Genomic DNA, 19,485 nt, shown 5'->3' on the forward strand with positions numbered 1-19,485 from the left:
CGGATGACCTCGGGACTGGTTTTGAAGTACTTGAAAGAGGCAGGTTTGGTCATGGGCAAAAGCTACGCAACCGTCCTGCCTGCCTCAAGACAAGTTCTTCTGACAAGACCCTGCTGCGGGCAGTTACTCTACGCTAGGTACTTTGTAGAACGCCGATTTCCCTCGGCCTACGACAAGGAGAGAGCAGAATTTTCCACAGGCTCGACCGTCTGGCAGTTAAGGGTGCAGTATTGTAATTAACGGTACAGTACGAAAATTAAGGATACAAAACCTCGTTGATATTGCAGGATAATTTCTGGTTGGATTCTGGTTTATTAGGGTACAGTGACACCTTCAGGCGAGGCATCTTGGACGGCATCTTCATGCGTGAGGCCTAACCAGTTCAGTACGCGCAAACAAGTTGGCAATGCCACTGAAACATCTGGGTCAAAACGAAAAAAGAGGCACCTCCATATTGTGGAGTGCCTCTGAACTTCGGTCGTATTGGCCGCGACTATAGTCCATCCCGATGGCGGAATTGTCCATCCATAATCGTTGCTTGAACCGTGGTCGTCAGCAGCTCTTCGGGGCTATCCAACTCCAGAATGTTTCGGTCCAGAATCACAATATCGGCCAATTTCCCCACCTCTAGGGAGCCCAGCTTGTCTTCCATTCTCAATTGCCAAGCAGGATTGATTGTTACGGCCTCAATCGCCTGCATCAGGTCCAGCGGGGCAGCACCATTTGGGAACTTCTTAGAGTTCGCAGGGTCCAGGGGGTTCTTGAACGTAACCGCAGTATAGATCTGATAGAGCATACTATTGGTCGACATCGGCGCGGATGGGTAATCTCCTGCAAGGCTGACGCTGACCCCGGCATCGGCCAGTGGCCTGTATTGAGAAACACGCTCGTTCGTCCGCGTGTCACCCAACATGCTGAGAAAGTCCTGATCCTGCCCAGCCCAATCCACCGAAAAAATCGGAGTGATGTTTACCGGAATGCTGTTGTCGATCATGCGTTGCTGGTCATCAGGATGAACGATCTGATAGTGATGCAGCGCATTGCGCTCGTCCGCGTTGCCGGAGTCGCGCGACGCAAGGATCGCGTCAATCATCCCACGCACAGTGCCCGACCCTTCAACATGGGCAAAAACATCTAGACCTTGGTCGTTTGCGGCCTTGACGACCTCTTTCATCTGATCCGGTTTCACCGCCGAGATGCCTATATTGTCTGTTCCCTCGAACGGCTCCAGCATCAGAACCGCGCCGGCACTCCATGTCCCTTCGGGGTGTAACTTGATGCCATGTACGCGAAACAAGTCACCGTTGTACTTGTCGGCCATTGCACGTGCCCGCGCCGCAAATTCAACCGGATCGGCTGTCGCGTCCTTGTAGGCCGGTTGAACAAACGTTCGCACTGGCAAATCACCGTCGGCGAGCGCTTTTTCAAGCACCTTCATGGAAATCTCCAAATCATCGAACATGCCAGGTGCGTTTGTGAAATTCGGAGTGACAACACCAGGAATCAGTGCTGTTGTTGTGCCGCCTGCGACCACTTGCGGCTGAAGTTTTTCGCGGCTTTCCTCGATCATTCGCTCGGGATCCCAAGCGACCTTCGTATAGACAGGAAACCACGATCCTTCCTTGCCGACGCCCAATGGGTTCCCGTCGTCATCCCTGATCCAGTAAGTAACCCCCGGCACCGGGTCCGGCGTATCTTTAGTAATGTTTCCGGCTTCGAGCGCCTTGGTGTTCAGCCAAGCGTCGTGAATGGTGAAGTCGATGATAATCGCGATCTTGTCGGGGATGATTTCATCCAACTCAGCGGCAGTCGGCGCCCCCCCCATAAGGGTTGCATTGTATCCTTGGCCGACAACGATCGGCAGATCCGGGTTTTCCGCCACGTAGTCCCGCAGCATCTGCAGTGTTTCTTCTTTGTCTTTTGCCGCATTCAGATCGACGCCTAGTGTCGACCACGCGGAGCCAAGAACATGGTCGTGGGCGCTGACATAGCCGGGGAGCACCATCTTGCCGGTCAGGTCAAGAACTTCGGTGTTCTCGCCGGTTAAGCTTTCCACGCCGTTCACGTCGCCAACATACACGATCTGATTGCCTCGTACGGCAACGGCTTGTGCCTCGGGATTTTCCTTGTCCATAGTGAGAACGAAAGCATTTCTCAAAACTAGGTCTGCGGCATCCTGGGCATGAGCAATGCTGGCACATAGCGCCAGTACACTGGCAGAAATATACTTCATCTTGTGTCTCCCCTGTTAGTGGTTCCATCATACGTGAGGAATATCAATTTGCACAAAAAAAATCGGAACCGAGCCTCCCCAACTGAACCGGTCCACCGCTATGTTTAGGAGGCTCTGAAGGTGTAGACGCCCCCGCTGGCCTCGATGTGCCGTTGTGGGTTTGCAAACAACCTGAACGGAGGCGTCTATGGAAGAGATTAGCATGATTGGCCTGGATTTGGCGAAGAACGTTTTCCAGGTGCACGGAGCAGATCACTCAGGTCACCCTGTTCTTCGGAAGAAACTGCGCAGAGGTCAGGTCCTTGAGTTTTTTGCCACGCTGCCGAGATGCGTGGTTGCGATGGAGGCTTGCTCTAGCGCGCACTACTGGGGCAGGGAGATTGGTCGCTTTGGTCACGATGTCAGGCTCATCCCACCTGCGTATGTAAAACCGTTTGTGAAGCGGCAGAAAAACGATGCCGCCGATGCGGAGGCCATCTGTGAGGCTGCGAGCCGTCCCACCATGCGTTTTGTCCCCGTGAAAAGCGAGGATATGCCTTTGGCAACACCTTGGCCTACGTGACCGCCGGGCCCTCATATGTCCGGGGCGGAGACGTTAATGACCGTTGGGGTTCCTCAATTGGTGCCGGGCTGGAACACCGAATATCTGACGGCGTTTCGATATTTGGTGAGGTCACACAAGAAAGGTTTGACAGCTCTGATGGTCAGTACGACCTGGAAACGACAACTGCTACGTTTGGGGTCAACGACCGCTTCTGACGTTCAGTCCATCACAACCTGGCCCCGGCAAATCGCAAGAAACATATTAGCCGGGGTCTAGCAATGTAAGAGCGTCGTCAAGTGGCGCACGAATTGCCGCCAACAAACAATCGAGTATTATCCTGCATCAGGACCGCTGCGCACTTGAAGGAAAATGCTCATGGGCGTCGATAACGCATGGCTTCGGCATTTTGCCCGGATGTTCGAGGAACGGCTGTCAGATGCCCGTACCTTTAAAAACGTTTTACAGGACTCCGGTTTGACACGCAGCGATCTTATTAAGCCAGCGAAACTAATTGACCCTTACAAAGAGGGTCAGTTTGTCCGCCTGGCTTGCGATCACTTGAAAATGCCAGTCTTTGCCACGGTCGCCGGATTGGGTTTCAATTCTCCGCGCGACATCGTTTGGTACATTTTAAAGTATTCACCAAATCTAAGAGAGGCAATTGAAAACGCTTCACATTACGGCGCTCTGATTGACGACACTATTGACTATTCGCTGGTTGTATCGGGAAACCATGCCTCACTTCAGCTACAAATTGTTGACGGTGGTCTCACTAAATTTCACCGGAGGACAGAATTCCTTATCTTCTCGGCGATTTCTCTGATGCGCGTTGTCACGAACACCCAATTCTACCCATTAGAGGTTCGGTTTCAGCATGTAGTCAAATCCGCAGGGCCCGAAATACAAAAAGCTGCTGGCTGTGCCATTCTCTTTGGCTCCGAAAGAACAGAAGTTATTCTACCGCTTTCATCTCTTGATCTGCCAATTTCAAGCTACGACCCGGCTCTTAAAAAGCATCTGACCGATTACGGGGACAACCTGTTGAAAGAGAGGGTGGGTCTAAAGTCGGGCATCAGCAATAGGGTCGAAGCCCTATTGCTGAACGAACTGCCGGGGCGGATTCCTAATCTACAACAGGTAGCAACCGATCTGGGGCTCAGCTCGCGATCACTATCGCGACGTCTTAGCGAGCAGGGTTTGAGTTTTCGCCATATCGTCAATGACATCCGGTGCGACCTTGCCCAAACGTATCTGAAAGACGGCTTCACAATAAGTGAGGTTGCGTTTTATCTGGACTTTGCGGGACAAGCTGCATTCTCAACTGCCTTCAAGCGCTGGACAGGTTTAACACCGCGGCAGTTTCAACTGCAAAAAAGCTGAAAGGCCCTGTATTGCCGTTCGCATTGGTTGCCGGGGCACGTTCGGGGCGCACCCCTGACAGGTTAGTGAATCGACGGAACTGGGGTCATCGCGCAGTCTGAAATCTGCGGTGCTTTCCACAAAACAAATTCGTTCTGGTCGCAACCGTCGATGACCAGAGCCACTGCATGTTTCGGAATTTTGGTTTCGAGAATGACCGGAGTTTTGTTTGTCAGACAACCAAACCTGATCGCATAATCCAATGCAGCGTCAAAGCTGGTTGTCCAAGATAGTCCAACTTCTTTACCAAGACTTTGCCCGCGAAATATCGAAATTTCCCTGGGAAGCAGGCACCACTTAGCGGTAGGTGTCCAACTTGACTTACGTTTTTCAGCTCCCATAGCGTGAACAAACATAGTGTGGTCGATTTTTTCAAACCCACCCCACAAATTTTGCAGCAAGGGCCAAAAGTCCCAGCTGGAGATTTCATTTTCAAGAAGCATTTCGACAACGGCATCTGCGCGTTGATCGGCTTCATAATGTCTGTTCAAATGCATGCTGATTACTTCAACGGCACTGATCGCTTCGGTCTTCATGACTGACGCTCCGACTTTGTATCTGCAATTGGCAACGCACCTTTTCAGGCACTGTGATCCAATATTGGAGGTGGCGATCCTGCTCCTCATTCGAAAATGAGCCAAAATCTTCGTTTAATCTGCCAAGCTGAGGTAAATCGCAAAAAATTAACAAGATTTGTAAATCTGGATTCCATCAGGGAATCTTACGTCCGAACATTATCTTTAGCTCAAAGTTGAGCGCGACGCTAAAACCTGAGGCCCAAGCCTATGGAAAATCCGTCAAAATCCTCGGCGATTATACCATTCAGCATGATCCGCCCGGCTTGTACCGATGGAATACCAACTCCGGTTGTGTCAATCTCGATGCCGACGCCGGCAGTTGCCAACCAATCAGTGTCCAGAACCTTTGCGGCATCCCCATGATAATACACCAGCCCAGCGTCCAAAACGAGGAGAGTGGCCAAGTTGAAGAACCTGACATCTTTCAAAGGATAGCGATGGCGAGAAAAAAGCGTCGTCTGGTTGGAGTTGGCCTTGGCCCCACCGGCTTGTGGTTCGTCAATTGGGTGAAACTCCAGAAACGTTTGGCGAAATCGGTATTCTGCCTGCCAAAGGCCAATTTGTGCTTCCTTGAATACTGCGACAGATGCCCCTAATCCCAGTGCATTCAGGTTTCCGTCAACTGAATCCGCCGTCTGCGAATTGACCGGAAGCAACGGGAAGCTAATAATTGAAGCATCAGCCGTAACATGGCCGAATGATACATGCCCGACCGGACGAATGCGCCAGTCATTTTTCAACGGAAACTCCCAGCCTACACCAAAGGTTGCCGCTACACTTGCCCAGGTCACGTCCACATCGACACCAGGTGCAATTTCTGGAAAGAAAAGCACCGGGTTGTATTTCTGATAAGCCACAAGCCCTTCAAGATATAAGCCATTTCCGAGTGGGTAATACCCGCCTCGGAGTTGGCTTGATCTGAAGCTTTTCGTGTCGCCAGTCGCCCTTAGAAAAGAAAAAGAAGACATTGTTTCGTTTGGGGTGGCAGCAATACTCAAAACTGACAATGCTGCGCGTGCCGCCGCTTCTGAAGCGTCCGGATCAGTACTTTGCGCTGTCGCAGCACAGCCTACACTCATAGCCAAAATCGCCACGCAGGCACGATCTTTTCTCATTTTGCCTTTGAAGGAAAACGATTCACCGAATGACCCCACGCACACCTGTTAAAATGCGTAGGCAATCGACAGCAGGGTCGCGAAGCCTTCCGTCGTGTTTCGGTTGTCAAATTCCTTCCCCATGCGCAAGGCGATCTGAGCGCCTGGAAGATCTTTGGGTTTCCAGACACCTTCGGCTCCGACCAGATTGATCTCATATTTTGAGGGATTACCTCCGGGCGTCCCGCTTTGCCTTGAAACCTGGAATGACCTTGCTGCTAAAAGCCCCAGATTGAAGCCCCGGGCGACTTCTTTTCCGAAAGCAAACTCCAATGACAGGACGTCACCTGGGCGAATATCGGTGGTTTTCTGCCGTCCGAACGTTTCGTAACGTGCCTGAAACGTTGCCGCCCAAGGCAAGCTCGCATCCTGCTTCCATGTTGATCCCACGAACAGCATGTGGCTCCACAGGCCCTTGCCGGTGTTGGTGCTTCCACCCGCTTCAAATTCTCCGGTTGGGGCCCAAAAGGTGTAGGACGTTTGAAAGTGCCAGGTATTGTGATGCCACCCCAACGCGATTGGTGTGACAACTGTGTCTCCCAGATGGTAGTCTGTCCCCGACCCGGGTTCAGGCCGCAATATCTGATCTCGGTAAGTCAGGACAACGCCTGCCGCATAATCGGCCCCGAGTATCCTGACGTCACGAAAAACATATCTGAAGGTCAACCGGGCCGCGTTGACTGTGGGCGTGGGTGCACCGATGTCATCTCCGTTGTCATCGACATAACGTTGGATATCGTAGTTGATCCACCCATTTTCGATTACCCTGGTTCCCTGAGGAGGCAGTACAGCAGAGGTTTGTCCCAACCCGCCACCCAACCCGTAGCTTCCCGCAATTGGAAACTGAGCCGCCGCTGTGCCGCCGATTATCGAAACTGCAATGAATGTCAGAGCGCCGAGAACCGCTGAAACATGTGTCGAAACAGGGAAAAATGCACGTGCTGAATTTGAAGATAGGAGAACTTGCCAAAACCGCTTCATAATGGAACACCTCGCTGCCTTTGTAAGGCGATCATAATCAAATTTGTTTATTTGTTAATAGGCGGTGACTTGCTCGCCACGGTCGTCAACTGTTTCCGTTTGATACGATTGAGCAGCGCCTGAGCATTTCACAGCGACATATACGCGCTACAGTTCCAGGTAGTTGGGCAAGGATACATTTCCCCTGCCCGTTCATTGGCCTCGCGCTCGCGTTTTATTGTATGATCTAACAAGTACATTGATACGCTTGACCAGTATCTGCGAGAATACCGTACCACAAAGCCGCTTCCTTTCGCGCCCTTCAAAATCCCACTCGAATTGGACCGATTGAATGACAGTCGCAAAATCCCCCAAAAAAACACCACGACGAGCAGCAACATTGGTAATGGCCGTGATTGGGGCCAGTTTATTCCTGCTCTTCCTTTCTCGCGACCTTCCCGGCGGGTTGGGTGACGATTGGGCAAAACAGAATTTCGGGCTTGTGATACGCTATGTTATCGCAATGACCATAGGTGGGGCGTTCATGGGGTTTCTGCTGGCTCCAATGTTTGGTCGTTCAGGCTTTGGAGGATGGGTCACAGCATTGGTTGGCGGACTTTTGTCAACATTCATTGCAGGCGCGTTCGGCAGCTTTTTTGGTTTGTTGCCTGACCTCCTTTCCGATGGCTGGCAGGCAAGTGACCTCGTTTCAATATTATTTGGGTTTGCGGTTTTGCCACTTGCCGCTGCCGAAAATATCAGCTCGTCTTTGATTTGGCTGGTAATGGTGATGGCGGCACATATTCTTTCCCTCTTCGACCGCAGAATGAACACGGCGTGCCAATGATGCTTGTTGGCCATGAAAGCTCAACACTAGGGTCCCGACCCTATTTAACTCCGGTGTATCTGTTAGTTGAACCGACGCAACCAATGTTTCTGTCCGGTGAAAATCAGCGTCGTGCCGGGCTAACTTTTTTACGCGGCAAATACTCCGGGAAACTCATCAAAGAGTCCGGGGGGATTAAAACTGGTCAACCCAAAAGCGGTTTAATGACATTGTCACACCATGCCGTTTGAGGGCAGACCGCTCACATTGGACGCGTTCAATCGCATCTAGCAACGCGGATACATCTTTAGTGCTGGCATTTTTCAGATAGTCGATGATCTCGTGCCGGACATTTTTCCAACTTGGACAGGCGTGCAAAAACAGGGCCATAAAATTTGCGAAAATATTCAACAACTCCTCTTCGTTACGTGCGTGTGCTTCATACGCAGCCCAAGTCAAAGTATCATGCAGCGCACTTTCAAACGCTAACTGCTCTCTGTTAGAACCATGCAGTTCGATCCAGGTTTGGTGCAATCGCGCCTGCTTCAACTCGCTCGCTCGCATGACCAGATTGTGGGCCGATGCAGTGGTCAAAGGATATTGCTTTCTCAGTAACTTTAAAAGTTTGAAAGACTGCATGCCTCGCGCCTCGTACTCTTTTCACAAAAAAAAGAATTAAGAATGGGCGCGCTCGTGATGCAGGTAATTTACAGTTGGAAAACAGTTAACGGTTTTAGTCTCCAACGGTATCCCTGAGAGACGCTTTAGACGAACACGCTAAGAGCTTTTTGAGTATTGTTGGAGAGACGTTGGACACGAGGGAGTTGACCCTAAAGTGCTCGTAGTGCCTTTATGGCATCGCCTGGCTTTGTTGCGCAAAGGACTGAGTTAGGGATTCATCTCGTGAATCCAGCGTGGTAGCTGGTCTACATGAGCAGACCCATCCCGCCGAGCTACAAGACCAAGAACTGGCCGGCCTACAACGAAGCGCTGAAGCAGCGTGGCTCCCTGACGATCTGGTTCGATCCGGACATGGCCTGGGTGCCGCCGCCGACCGGCAAGCAAGGCCGGCAGCCGCAGTATAGCGATGCCGCGATCCAGACATGCCTGACGATGAAGGTGCTCTTCGGCATGGCCCTCCGGCAGACGACCGGGTTCGTGGAGAGCCTGTTGCGCCTGGTCGACCTCGACTGGGCGGTGCCGGATTTCAGCACGCTGAGCAGGCGCCAGAAGGCTCTGGCCGTGACCATCCCCTACCGTGGCTCGCAGGGCCCGCTGAACCTACTGATTGACAGCACCGGCATCAAGGCCGAGGGCGAAGGCGAGTGCCACGCCCGCAAGCATGGTGGCGCGAAACGCCGTCTGTGGCGCAAGATCCACATCGGTGTCGACGAACAGACGCTGGAGATTCGAGCCATCGAAATCACTGGGAGCAACGTCGGCGATGCGCCCATGCTGCCGGAACTCCTTGACCAACTCCCCGCTGATGTGGAACTCGGCACGGTCACCGCGGATGGCGCCTACGACACGCGCAAGTGCCACGACGCCATCGCCGACCGGGGCGCCCATGCCGTCATACCGCCACGCAAGAACGCCAAGCCGTGGAAGCCGTCGACCGCGGGCGCCATTGCGCGGAACGAGGCCCTGCGCGCATCGAAATACCTCGGCCGCGCGCTCTGGCGAAAGTGGAGCGGATACCACCGCCGAAGCCGCGCCGAGACGAAGATGCATTGCGTGAAGCTACTGGGGCAGAGCCTCATGGCGCGCGACTTCGATCGTCAGGTCGCCGAACTCCAGATCCGAGCCGCCGTGCTGAACGGCTACGCCGCGCTCGGCGTACCTGTCACAGAGCCCGTTGGATAAGTGCGTCTGGGGAAAGGGGACGTCTGGGCTTCTTGCCCTTTGCGCAACAAAGCCGCATCGCCTTCATAGGTATCGGAAAATTTTATTCGAGGATTCTGACCTTTGTGCCAAGCTGGGGCGTCTTTCCAGTTTCTCAACTTTGGTACTAGTCTCAAACCGTCGTCAGATATTTGCTTTCGGCGCTGCTACGATAAAACCAAAAGGCGCTATTAGATGAATGATGTATGGATCGTTGCAATACCTATACTGCTTGTTGACGTGGTCAGCCCAGTCCTTTTGGCAGCGACTGCTATCGCGTTAACCGGCGCGAAGCCGATTGCAAGCAGTCTTGCACTGATACTAGGGCATACGGCTGCATATTTTTTGATTGGAGTTTTGATAGTTTACGGGTTGGCAGAGTTCATTGCTCCGGTGGTAGACTTTGTCATTGATACATTCGTGAATCCGATACCAATTTACTTTGTAGTTGGGTTTCTACTGGGAATAGTCTTTCTTACACTTGCATTTACGTTAAGCATAAATGCTTCAATGAAAAAGCAATCGGGCAAGTCTGAAGCTATCCGACAAGAAGAAGGAGTTCTGCCTTCATTTCTCATGGGCGCAAGCATCTGCATAGTCGGGATACCGTTCGCGGTTCCTTACGTTGGTTTCATAAATGAGATGTATCGTTTTCACGTCCAGTCCAAGCTAGCTGGATTGCTGATCTACAATATCGCCTTCGCCATTCCATTTCTGTTGGTTCCGCTTGCTTACCAACTAATGGGGGGCTCGATCGTAGATAGCCTGAAATCATTCAACCGATTCATCAGCACTACCGCGTCTTGGCTCGTACCCCTCTTGTTTGGTATTTTAGGGTGCGCTTACATCGTTGACGCTATTAAGTATTTTTTGACCGGGTCTGGGTTGGTGTGAAATCGGACACGAGAAACTCATTACGGTCAGGACTTCGGTAACGGGGTCGCTTCAGTCAAGCGGTTTTGGGTATAACAATTGATCCGCCGGAGCGGCTACCTTGGTATTGTTAGTGTCCGTTCCGCCTTTTCTAGCGGCTTTCGGCTGAGATCCTTTGGGTACTTGCTTCGGTTCGTGGTCAGCGCGATGGCTGCCAACATGATGCTGGTTCGATGTAATTCCGATGTGCCCATCTCATAGGCGTGCTTGGCAAAGAATAGCGACAGTCCTGACCACGGCATCATCGGAACCACGTCCCTGGGGGACCTCGAAAGCCCGCGCTCAAGCAGGCAACGGGTAAGGCAACGACAAGGTCAGGTCATTTTCGGTGCCTCATCGGGCTGGAACTCGGTGCCGTCGATCCAAATCCGATGAAGTATGACAGCGATGCGGCGTGCGAGAGCAACCATTGCGATTTTACGACCGCGGCGTTGAGCCAATTGGGCGCCCCATGTTCGCAACCAAGTCGACCGGCCACGGTTCATCATGACGGTTGCGGCTTGGCACAACGCCCGCCTCAGATTCACGTCACCAGCTTTGGTGATACCGCCTGACAGGTCCCGTTCACCGGACTGATTGCGTGAAGGCGTCAAACCAACCCAGGGACCAACTCTCTTTGACGACCGAAAGCGAGCCGGATCATCGACCGCAGCACGGAATGTCAACGCTACTACTGCACCGATCCCAGGCATCGACATAAGGCGTAGGCATACTGGATCATCCCCAGCCAACTTGCGCACGCGCTTTTCGAGACCGGCCAGTTCCTGTCGCAGAGATGCTCTGGCACGCAGCATTGGTGCTGTCGCGGTTTCCAGCATGGGATTTCCATCTGCCAATTCCCGAATGCGGGCCTCGAATCTGCCGCGAGAGATCGCGCCCACCTTGAGGCCAAAGTTCCGCAGCAGTCCTCTCAGCGACATTTCCAAGGCGATCATGTTTTGTTGAATGGCTTTGCGGGCACCGAGAACGGCGCGGGTTTCTTGAGCCGAGACCGATTTGCAGTGAACCGGGCGGAACCAGCCAAGGTGAAGCAGCCGAGCGATCCCCTCGGCATCGCGCCGATCCGTCTTGATCGGCATGGCCTTCAATGCACCTTTCACTTGGCGCGTTTCCATGAGTACCGCATCAAGGCCAGCTTCGGTCAGCCCACGGTGCAGCCAATGCGACAGTGGCCCGGCCTCCAGGCCACTCGCAGCGATGCTGCCGTCAAGTTCATCAAACCAGCGCGCCAGAACTACGGGTTCACTTTCAGTCTCTGCTTCGTTGATAATCTGGCCGTGTTCGCTGATCACGCAAATAGCGGTCTTCGCAAGCGATACATCCAGTCCAACAAATGATTTCATCCCGTCATCCTCCATGTGGGCTCAATACGGGAATGGCGACAGCGCGGTGCTGATCTGGCAAGTGGCAACGGTCGTGCGTGACGCAGGCCCCGTTACAGCATCCCACAACCAAAAAATGACGGTCGCGGCAAGGCATATGGCGGACAGGAACAAGTCACCGCACCTGTCATAGCGCGTCGCGATACGGCACCAGTCTTTCAATCTGGCAAACAGATTCTCGATGCGATGGCTCTGACGATATAGCTTGGTGTCATGTTCAGCCGGGTTTCTTCGACCACGTCGCGCCAGTATGCAGGCCTCGGTGCCGCGTTCGGCAAGCGCCTCACGGAACCTGTCTGCATCATACCCTTTGTCTGCCAAGAGTGATTTGGCTCGTGGAAGGCTGCCCAGCAACACCATAGCACCCTTTGCATCGCTCATCTGGCCGGATGAGAGGAAGAACGTCAGTGGCCATCCACGTCTGTCGCAGACCGTGTGCAGTTTGCTGTTCAAACCGCCCTTTGTGCGACCGATGGCACGCGTTCGAGCCCCCCTTTTGAGAGGCTTGACGCTGTTCGGTGTGCCTTCAGGTGAGTGCTGTCGATCATGATGGTTTCACCATCCTGTCCTGGCTGAGCCAGTTCCCTAAAGATACGGGCAAAGATACCCATGCGAGACCATCTCACAAAACGATTTTAGAGCGTCTTGTGCGACCCATGATCCGCCGGAGCGTCTCGCCACCGAAGGCCGTTTCGAATGACATGGATGATACCGCTAAGCACCATTCGGTCGTCGGATCGTCCACCCCCGCGAGGTTTCGGGAAAAGGTGTTTGATGCGGTTCACGTGGTCTGACTTGAGCCAAAACAGATGCGACACGTGCGTTCCTCCCATCGCCCTTGAATCACGGGCTCACACCGGTTGGAACCGCCATATCGAACGTCAAGAATGACGACTTTTCCACCGTCTGACGGAAGGGGCAGCCGTTAGCAAAACACAGCGCCAATTTCCAACGTCCGCATTCGGTTGGAGATCATTTAACGGAGAGTAGAGCGCTAATCCCCTGCTCGATGCGTCCTGCGACAGGCTCCGCAAGCGGGATCGAACGCAGGAAATATTCTGGGTCGACCCCGGCCTCGAAGAATGCCGCCAGAGCCTTTTTCCCCATATCTATTCGCCCGGCCATTGCATGCATGGCGGCAATCAGCATCCAGTCGTACAGATTGTCACGGCCATCCACCTCGCTGATCATATCCGAGGCCACCTCGTATTCGCCCCGCATGAAGGGATCGAGCGCACAAGGGATGTTGATCCAGATTGGCAGTAGCGGGTTGTGTTCTCTTGCGCCTTCGATCATGGCTGTCGCTTCTTGCGTGTCCCCGATTGCGGCGAGCCAACCTCCCACCATCGCAGTCAACAACGTGGCATTCGGGTTCGCCTCGATAGCGCGCTCTATCAGGTTGGCGTACCGGGTGTTCTCACCGTGAAATCGCGCGAAACTCGCAGCGGCGTAGAGAGCTTCCTGACAGTTAGGTGCCAACGCGATGGCCGTTTCTGCATGGCTCCTTCCATCGGAGACAACATCTTCCGCAGACCGGGCGCCCAAAGCTGCTTCCTCGATTAGTGCAATGGCCTTGAGCGCGTGGGCCAACCCGCTCGAAGGATTGTCGCGTAGCGCGGTGTCGATGAGGTCACTGAACTCTTCGAGACTGGATCGGCGTGAAGTCCGCATGTGTGCATGAAACGCCAGAAGGGCCTCAAAGACACCTGCATCTTCCGCACGCCTCCCGGAGTATTGCGCATTGAGATCTTCGGCGACTGCGCCGTAGGCGTCCGCCATACGGGTCGCGCATTGCCGTGCAATTTGTTCCTGCACATCGAAGGGATCTTCTGAATCTCCGGAAACGCGAAACCTGTCGGACCAGACTAAAGCTTTTCCAGGGTTTCGGTCGAGTTGAACTGACACACGCAGGCTCCCACCAGCCTCCCGGACATTGCCTCTCAAGATGTAGTCTGAACTCTCTATCAGTTCTTGTTGCCCCACCTCCCGCGTTGAGTGGTCGGTGTGCCAACCTGACAACACTTTGATCTGGCCAAAGCGGGCGAGCTCGAGCGCGATCTCTTCAGGCAACCCTTCTCGGAAAATCAGGGCTTTTTCGGAGTCCGCACCTTCAAACTGCAAGATTGCGAGTGTTGGTAGTCCACGCGGGATGCTTTTTTGGATTTTGCTTTCCTCTACCGCGCGCCGCACGAACTGCGGGCGATACCTGCCCTTCGGAACGGTGATTATGATCTCGTCGGCGACACCAGCTGTCAGGTAGTAGTGTTCAATTGCCTTGCGCAGCTTGATCGCTTCGATTCGGACAATGGAGTCATTGTTTGAGTCAAAATCGGCGCCGCGTCCGAATATATCCATCGCGAGAGCAGTACCCTTGAGGAACTCGCCCCGACCCTCAAGCTCTTCGTTTACAATGTGGGCGAGGAATTTCTGTATCCTTGGGCCAGCCGTAAAGTCAGGCGATGCCAGGATTTTCTCAAGCTGTTGGGCTATCTCTTCGTTGCTCGGTTGGTCTCTCATGGTCAGCCTCTGTAGCTTCAACCCCTAAACTCTAAGCCGCAAGCCCGCGCTTGCAACCTGTTTGCAAAATTGCTCCCCATCGGGTGGATCGGTTGGCGTTCGGCGCTGATCGCCCAACTGTTGTTAACAGTTGTCGACGTCCCGCTTCATCACACCGTTGGCTAAGTCCTAATCATCGAAAACGCGGACAGATCCGCAAAAGCCGAAGGGAAACAGAAAGATGAAAGCCTCCAGCACCAAGAACCGCTCCTGGACCTCCACCGCCATCACCGCCATCCTGGCTGCCACTGTGACCACCACTGCCGTCACAGCCAATGCTTGTTCGCGCTTCGTTGCCGACACGGACCATGGCACAATCGTGACCCGTTCGCTGGACTGGGGCGGCAGCCGTCTTGGCGCCTATGCCCGTGTCCACCCGGAGGGCGAAGCCCGCGCTTCCTCTGATGTTGCCGAATACGCCAACGTAAAGGAATGGACCGTCAAGTATCACACGGTTGCCATGGAAGAGCACGAGACATTCCACGGTGTCACCGCCGAGGCAATCAACGACCAGGGCCTGAGCGCCATGGGCCTTTACATGAACGACTCCAAACCCTTCGTTACCGAGCATAAGGATAGTGGTGCGCCAGCGGTCAACATGGCAGACCTGACGACATTCATCGCCGAGAACTACGCCACCGTGGCCGAGGTCGTCGCCGGACACGAAGCGGGTGAGTTCCAGATCGCATGGGGCAGCAAAATGCGCGGCAGCGACAGCTACCACGGCGTGCACTTCTCGGCGGTCGACAAAAGCGGCCATATTGCACTCTTCCAGCTCAACGAAGGTGGCTTGGAGGTCGTCTACACCGGCGATACCGACAGCGATCTGCGGGTCATGGTCAACAGCCCGCTCCAGCAGGACCAGCGCGAGTACGCCGCCCAATTTGATCTTGCAAACAATCCGTCGGGGCAAGGCATCCCTGCCGACATCGGGTCGGCCAACCGCAATGTCCGGATGCTCTGGACGTCAATGAACCAGGATTACAGCGATCTGAACTACGCCGAAACGCTGGGCCGCATCCAGCAGGCCTTCGATTACTCGGTGACCGTGCCCTTGAACATCCAGGACCCGCAGGACAACGGCGCAGGCGATGACTACCCCACCTGGGTAAGCTTCCAGTACAACTTGGACAATGGGGATATTCGCACCCGCGCCATGGATACGGCTCAGACGATCACTTTCAACATTGAGGACACGAAGGCCTTCGACGGTCCTGTCTGCGCCGACCTCATCCAGCAGGCCAATGATGGCAATGGCGACGTAAAATGGGGGACCTGCAACGCGAACTCCTGAAACCTAGACCGACCCCTCCAAGTATCACATGACAACCGCCGCTCCGGAAATCCGGGGCGGCGAAACATTGCGAGCCTAAATCCCCTGAACCAAGGCAGACCTGTGCCCGAATTGAAAAGTTGCAGCTCCGCGCAGCCAGCCGATCACTTTATGCGAGCGAGGTTTGTTGGTCCTGAGCCTTCTGTATCTCGAGTTTGCTAACTTAACCCCCGTCAGCAACCTTTGCCGAGGTTACTGACGGGGCGGTGTATGGCGTCTGAGCCTTGTGGCATGACCACGTTTCCTAGCGAGCCAGCACCGTCTCTCTTCATCGTCTCGAACAGTTGAATGCGGCCGGTCTGGACCGCGGAGCAGAAGGAAGAGGGTATGAACAAAGTATCACACGAACAGATCATCGGCATAGACGTCAGCCGCGATTGGCTTGACGTTCATTGTCTGCCGGACATTCGTAGGTTGCGGCTCCCGAACAGCTATGAGGGCCACGCGCAGCTTGTTGGTCTGGCACAATCAACGCACGCGCTTGTTTGTTTCGAGGCGACTGGAGGGCAGGAATGGCGTCTGTGGACCGCGCTGGATGCAGCCGGTATCGCGACTCGGCAGTTGCCGCCAGCTCAGATCAAAGCCTTCGCTGCCAGCCATGGCACACGCGCCAAGACGGATCGGATCGACGCGGAACTCATTGCGCGATTCATGGCATTTCGACCAGACGCAGGGCGCGAACTGCCACATGGGAAATTGCGCCTTCTCAGAGCCTTGGCATCAAAGCGTGCGCAACTTGTCGAGACGCGCAAGAGACTTCTGGCGCAGATCAAGGCGCATGAGAAGTTGGGAACGGATGGGATATTCACTGAAGTTGATGCTAAGCTGAGGGCGCTGTTGGATCGACAGATCGGTAAATTGGAAGACCAGATTGCGCAGACCATCGCCGCAGATCAGGGCCTTGCACAAACCGCTGGTATCTTGCGTTCTGCCCCCGGGATCGGCCCCGTTGCCAGCACTATGCTGATCGCGGAAATGCCAGAACTGGGCCAACTCTCGGGAGAACAAGCTGCTTGCGCTCACGGGCCTGGCTCCCATTGCTCACAACAGCGGTGCGATGCGCGGCAAGCGCGCCGTTGGTGGCGGACGGCGACAGGTACGACACGTCATGTTCCAGGCTGCTCTCGTCGCGAGTCATCACAATCCGCATCTCAAGATCTTCGCAGATCGTTTGCGCGACGCGGGCAAGCCACACAAAGTCATCATCACAGCAGTCGCCAGAAAGCTCGTCACAATCGCAAACGCACTCCTCAAATCTCGGCAAAACTGGTCGGCTCAGACCCCCTGAGAAATACAGTTGCTAATGATTTCGTTCAATCAGCAGACGAAGGCTCATTTCCGGTGTGAACATGCACGTCCATCTGCGGATATGCGATAAAGATGCCTTTGTTCTGCAAGCGTGTTTTTCCAGTCTCTGTCAGGTCCCAAAGTACATCCCAGTAGTCATCGGTTCGCACCCATGGCCGGCAAAAAACGTTCACGGATGAAGGCCCCAATTCACCGACAAAAATCCGTGTTTCCGGGTTTCTGAGGCAACGTTCGTCTTCAACTACCATTTCGTTAAGGACCGCCTTTGCGCTTTCAATGTCATCCTTATAACCAATCCCAAATACAAGATCGACGCGGCGCACACGGTACTTGGTAAGGTTTTCCATAGACCCCTGCCAGATGGACTGATTTGGGATCTGAACAAGGCGATTGTCAAAAGTTCTGAGCTTTGTCGAAATCACATTCACGTCGATAACTGTTCCCACGATCTGATTGATCGAAATAACGTCGCCTTTTGAATAGGGATTAGTCGCTTGAAGCAGAAAACCACCAATCACACTTTGAAAAAGATTCTGCATCATGAAGGCTATCAGAAATCCAAAACCACCGATAACGGCAGTTGTGACACCGATATTTACGCCGAGCCCCCACAGGGCTAAGAGAAATCCGAGTAGTAGAATGCCCCAGCACACAACATTCGGCACGACTACTGCCGCAATTTCATTTTCTTCATCTCGATTTCGGAGCCATCTGCCAGACACTCTTTTTAGAATGCTCCCGAGAATGAAAGCTGCGATAAGAACTGCAATTGCTTGAAATAGACCGCTTAGCGCCGTAAGCCCCCCCTTACCAGATCGCACCCAGTCCCACGATAGATGTGCGATTGTGGCCCATTGGTACGACAGCATAAGCTCGCCTATGAAGCCTCTGATGAAGTCCTCGTGCTTTTTCACCTCCTCTTCCGGCCCACCTTTACGGGCCAAAGCGTAAACCACGATTATGTAATTTTGAAAATAACCTATATTCTCTTGGTTTACCTCTTTGATTTCTGCAACAAGTTCAGGAGCTTGATCATCTGCCACGGTTTCCAATCGTGTTACACCCTCGGCTATTCTAGCCAGATTAGTTTGGACGCGGCGCTGCCAAATGTCGGCAATTTCTGTAAGATCTTCTACGCCCAACGCAACCAAATGCCGAGCGAGTACTTTTTCGTGTACTCTTGGATCACTCGAAATAGAAATTGAGTGCTGATACGGATCTGTGTGATCAAGCTGTTGTGCCCGTGCCGCCCCAAGAAACAAAGACGACACCAACACAACAGACAAAACCGTAGGTATTATTGAGGCCGTTGTTCTGGCAACGTTCCGGAGATTGAATTGCGTCATGTATTCTCTCACACGGGTTCAGTCCATCTTCGCAATCAATGGTACGACTACTGCAGAATTTCCTAGCGTCCTTCAGATTAGGTGCGAGTGCATCGACCTATCAATACCTTACAATGAATGAATTTTTTCACAAATCTATTGTAGGAAGATAACTCAAGCCAACGATTGGCCTTTGACAAGGTGCTGGTGATAGAACCCCGTTGGATAGGTCAGAATGAGCGAAAGTGACCAACTGCGGCCGTGGTGAGTGGTTTGAAAACAATACAAATTTTTAGGGTCAGGATGTATTGATTTTCGCAGGGCTCTGAAGGTGTTGTCTAATCGCACAGCCTAGATCAAGTCTCTTTGCGTTTTGAGTATCGGTTGCCGGGTGCATGGTTGTCTTCGCGGTCGACATCGGCCGCCCCATGATGGAGCTTCGCGAGGTGAGCCTTCCAAATGTAGACGACGCAATCAGCTGATCCAGCGGTGCAACACCTACAGCGGAATGGCTCTGCTCACGTCCCGGCGAGGACGTTATGTGTCCCCTGAGACTGACACGGTAGTGGTCTATTACTCGTCCTCTTACCAAGCAGAGGTTTGGGTTCACGCCTACGCCCGCGAAATCGTTCAACAACTGTTCAGATGAGTTGGTTCAAAGGTGAGTTGGAACGTTGTGAAGCCGACGTTCGCCGCCGAGCAGAAAACTGGCATGTTGGGCTCTCACCAAGATTTCGCCGCCACCAAGCCGAACCTCGGCTTTTGGGACACGGACGGCAGCTCATCATCGGAAACGCCGCAGGATCAACCTCTTGGCCAGAGCTGTCGATGGCCGGTTCATGTCCAAGCCCAACAAAGGCCTTTCTGCTCAAGCATTCGGCGGCAGTGAGCCCAAAGCGGACTGAAATGTGCTCGCCAAAATGAATTGCGGCGATAGACATTCTCTTGAGCGGTCTAACCCATCACTAAATGCATTCACCGCCATCGATAACCAGGGCTTGCCCCGTCATAAAAGCGGATTCATCTGAAGCTAAATAGACAATCCCATGGCCA

At 53.5% G+C, this 19,485-nt stretch carries 15 protein-coding genes and 2 pseudogenes; 8 read left to right on the forward strand and 9 right to left on the reverse strand.

Going from position 1 to position 19,485, the window contains the following annotated elements; all coding sequences use genetic code 11:
- Positions 1-493: 493 nt before the first annotated feature.
- Complete coding sequence (locus AC2FM5_RS14935) at positions 494-2,233, reverse strand: amidohydrolase (protein WP_170442136.1); 1,740 nt, start codon at positions 2,231-2,233, stop codon at positions 494-496.
- Positions 2,234-2,420: 187 nt separating this feature from the next.
- Between AC2FM5_RS14935 and AC2FM5_RS14940 the strand changes: the two are divergent.
- From AC2FM5_RS14940 to AC2FM5_RS14950, 3 genes and pseudogenes are all read left to right on the forward strand, one after another.
- Positions 2,421-2,765 (forward strand): annotated as a pseudogene (locus AC2FM5_RS14940) (IS110 family transposase); the annotation flags it as partial.
- Positions 2,766-2,791: 26 nt separating this feature from the next.
- Entirely contained in the window at positions 2,792-2,992 is a 201-nt protein-coding gene (locus AC2FM5_RS14945; RefSeq protein WP_496736557.1) for a hypothetical protein, read from the forward strand.
- Positions 2,993-3,152: 160 nt separating this feature from the next.
- Positions 3,153-4,157: an AraC family transcriptional regulator gene (locus AC2FM5_RS14950; RefSeq protein ID WP_496736536.1), complete on the forward strand. Its 1,005-nt coding sequence runs from the start codon at positions 3,153-3,155 to the stop codon at positions 4,155-4,157.
- Between the two features lie 62 nt (positions 4,158-4,219).
- Here the strand turns inward: AC2FM5_RS14950 and AC2FM5_RS14955 are convergent, their stop codons facing one another.
- The 3 genes from AC2FM5_RS14955 to AC2FM5_RS14965 form a co-directional block, all read right to left on the reverse strand.
- On the reverse strand, positions 4,220-4,732 hold the full coding sequence (locus tag AC2FM5_RS14955; protein WP_496736539.1) for a hypothetical protein: 513 nt from the start codon (positions 4,730-4,732) through the stop codon (positions 4,220-4,222).
- A gap of 227 nt (positions 4,733-4,959) precedes the next feature.
- Positions 4,960-5,889: an autotransporter domain-containing protein gene (locus AC2FM5_RS14960; protein WP_496736540.1), complete on the reverse strand. Its 930-nt coding sequence runs from the start codon at positions 5,887-5,889 to the stop codon at positions 4,960-4,962.
- A 48-nt stretch (positions 5,890-5,937) separates the two neighbouring features.
- Entirely contained in the window at positions 5,938-6,909 is a 972-nt protein-coding gene (locus AC2FM5_RS14965; protein WP_496736543.1) for a SphA family protein, read from the reverse strand.
- A gap of 331 nt (positions 6,910-7,240) precedes the next feature.
- Between AC2FM5_RS14965 and AC2FM5_RS14970 the strand changes: the two genes are divergently transcribed.
- Positions 7,241-7,735: a hypothetical protein gene (locus AC2FM5_RS14970; protein WP_480638449.1), complete on the forward strand. Its 495-nt coding sequence runs from the start codon at positions 7,241-7,243 to the stop codon at positions 7,733-7,735.
- Positions 7,736-7,909: 174 nt separating this feature from the next.
- On the opposite strand, the gene AC2FM5_RS14975 is transcribed toward AC2FM5_RS14970, so the two are convergent.
- Positions 7,910-8,353 carry a hypothetical protein gene (locus tag AC2FM5_RS14975; protein WP_480638451.1) on the reverse strand — a complete coding sequence of 148 codons (444 nt, stop codon included), beginning with the start codon at positions 8,351-8,353 and terminating at the stop codon, positions 7,910-7,912.
- A 291-nt stretch (positions 8,354-8,644) separates the two neighbouring features.
- Between AC2FM5_RS14975 and AC2FM5_RS14980 the strand changes: the two genes are divergently transcribed.
- Both AC2FM5_RS14980 and AC2FM5_RS14985 read left to right on the forward strand, forming a co-directional pair.
- Positions 8,645-9,577 carry an IS5 family transposase gene (locus AC2FM5_RS14980; RefSeq protein WP_496736546.1) on the forward strand — a complete coding sequence of 311 codons (933 nt, stop codon included), beginning with the start codon at positions 8,645-8,647 and terminating at the stop codon, positions 9,575-9,577.
- Between the two features lie 213 nt (positions 9,578-9,790).
- Complete coding sequence (locus tag AC2FM5_RS14985; RefSeq protein ID WP_496736548.1) at positions 9,791-10,489, forward strand: hypothetical protein; 699 nt, start codon at positions 9,791-9,793, stop codon at positions 10,487-10,489.
- Positions 10,490-10,842: 353 nt separating this feature from the next.
- Here the strand turns inward: AC2FM5_RS14985 and AC2FM5_RS14990 are convergent, their stop codons facing one another.
- The 3 genes and pseudogenes from AC2FM5_RS14990 to AC2FM5_RS15000 form a co-directional block, all read right to left on the reverse strand.
- A complete protein-coding gene (locus tag AC2FM5_RS14990; protein ID WP_496736550.1) occupies positions 10,843-11,871 on the reverse strand; it encodes an IS110 family RNA-guided transposase in 1,029 nt (342 codons plus the stop codon).
- 105 nt (positions 11,872-11,976) lie between these two features.
- Positions 11,977-12,728: pseudogene (locus AC2FM5_RS14995) on the reverse strand (IS5 family transposase); the annotation flags it as partial.
- Positions 12,729-12,882: 154 nt separating this feature from the next.
- The gene (locus tag AC2FM5_RS15000; protein ID WP_480638456.1) at positions 12,883-14,427 is read right to left on the reverse strand and encodes a hypothetical protein; all 1,545 of its coding nucleotides are present in this window, start codon (positions 14,425-14,427) and stop codon (positions 12,883-12,885) included.
- A 220-nt stretch (positions 14,428-14,647) separates the two neighbouring features.
- Between AC2FM5_RS15000 and AC2FM5_RS15005 the strand changes: the two genes are divergently transcribed.
- Both AC2FM5_RS15005 and AC2FM5_RS15010 read left to right on the forward strand, forming a co-directional pair.
- Complete coding sequence (locus tag AC2FM5_RS15005; protein WP_480638458.1) at positions 14,648-15,760, forward strand: linear amide C-N hydrolase; 1,113 nt, start codon at positions 14,648-14,650, stop codon at positions 15,758-15,760.
- A gap of 366 nt (positions 15,761-16,126) precedes the next feature.
- Entirely contained in the window at positions 16,127-17,146 is a 1,020-nt protein-coding gene (locus AC2FM5_RS15010) for an IS110 family transposase (RefSeq protein WP_496736553.1), read from the forward strand.
- Here AC2FM5_RS15010 and AC2FM5_RS15015 read toward each other — a convergent pair.
- Positions 17,113-18,453 carry a mechanosensitive ion channel family protein gene (locus AC2FM5_RS15015; RefSeq protein ID WP_496736555.1) on the reverse strand — a complete coding sequence of 447 codons (1,341 nt, stop codon included), beginning with the start codon at positions 18,451-18,453 and terminating at the stop codon, positions 17,113-17,115. The genes AC2FM5_RS15010 and AC2FM5_RS15015 overlap by 34 nt on opposite strands.
- Positions 18,454-19,485 lie beyond the last annotated feature (1,032 nt).

It is taken from the genome of Ruegeria sp. BHSA162 (assembly GCF_059613385.1).

Bases quoted from the DNA above. Each gene is read 5' to 3' on its own strand.
- AC2FM5_RS14965 (WP_496736543.1), bottom strand. From the start codon at position 6,909: ATGAAGCGGTTTTGGCAAGTTCTCCTATCTTCAAATTCAGCACGTGCA.
- AC2FM5_RS14980 (WP_496736546.1), top strand. From the start codon at position 8,645: ATGAGCAGACCCATCCCGCCGAGCTACAAGACCAAGAACTGGCCGGCC.
- AC2FM5_RS14975 (WP_480638451.1), bottom strand. From the start codon at position 8,353: ATGCAGTCTTTCAAACTTTTAAAGTTACTGAGAAAGCAATATCCTTTG.
- AC2FM5_RS15015 (WP_496736555.1), bottom strand. From the start codon at position 18,453: ATGACGCAATTCAATCTCCGGAACGTTGCCAGAACAACGGCCTCAATA.
- AC2FM5_RS14985 (WP_496736548.1), top strand. From the start codon at position 9,791: ATGAATGATGTATGGATCGTTGCAATACCTATACTGCTTGTTGACGTG.
- AC2FM5_RS14990 (WP_496736550.1), bottom strand. From the start codon at position 11,871: ATGAAATCATTTGTTGGACTGGATGTATCGCTTGCGAAGACCGCTATT.
- AC2FM5_RS15010 (WP_496736553.1), top strand. From the start codon at position 16,127: ATGAACAAAGTATCACACGAACAGATCATCGGCATAGACGTCAGCCGC.
- AC2FM5_RS14955 (WP_496736539.1), bottom strand. From the start codon at position 4,732: ATGAAGACCGAAGCGATCAGTGCCGTTGAAGTAATCAGCATGCATTTG.
- AC2FM5_RS15000 (WP_480638456.1), bottom strand. From the start codon at position 14,427: ATGAGAGACCAACCGAGCAACGAAGAGATAGCCCAACAGCTTGAGAAA.
- AC2FM5_RS15005 (WP_480638458.1), top strand. From the start codon at position 14,648: ATGAAAGCCTCCAGCACCAAGAACCGCTCCTGGACCTCCACCGCCATC.
- AC2FM5_RS14970 (WP_480638449.1), top strand. From the start codon at position 7,241: ATGACAGTCGCAAAATCCCCCAAAAAAACACCACGACGAGCAGCAACA.
- AC2FM5_RS14935 (WP_170442136.1), bottom strand. From the start codon at position 2,233: ATGAAGTATATTTCTGCCAGTGTACTGGCGCTATGTGCCAGCATTGCT.
- AC2FM5_RS14950 (WP_496736536.1), top strand. From the start codon at position 3,153: ATGGGCGTCGATAACGCATGGCTTCGGCATTTTGCCCGGATGTTCGAG.
- AC2FM5_RS14960 (WP_496736540.1), bottom strand. From the start codon at position 5,889: ATGAGAAAAGATCGTGCCTGCGTGGCGATTTTGGCTATGAGTGTAGGC.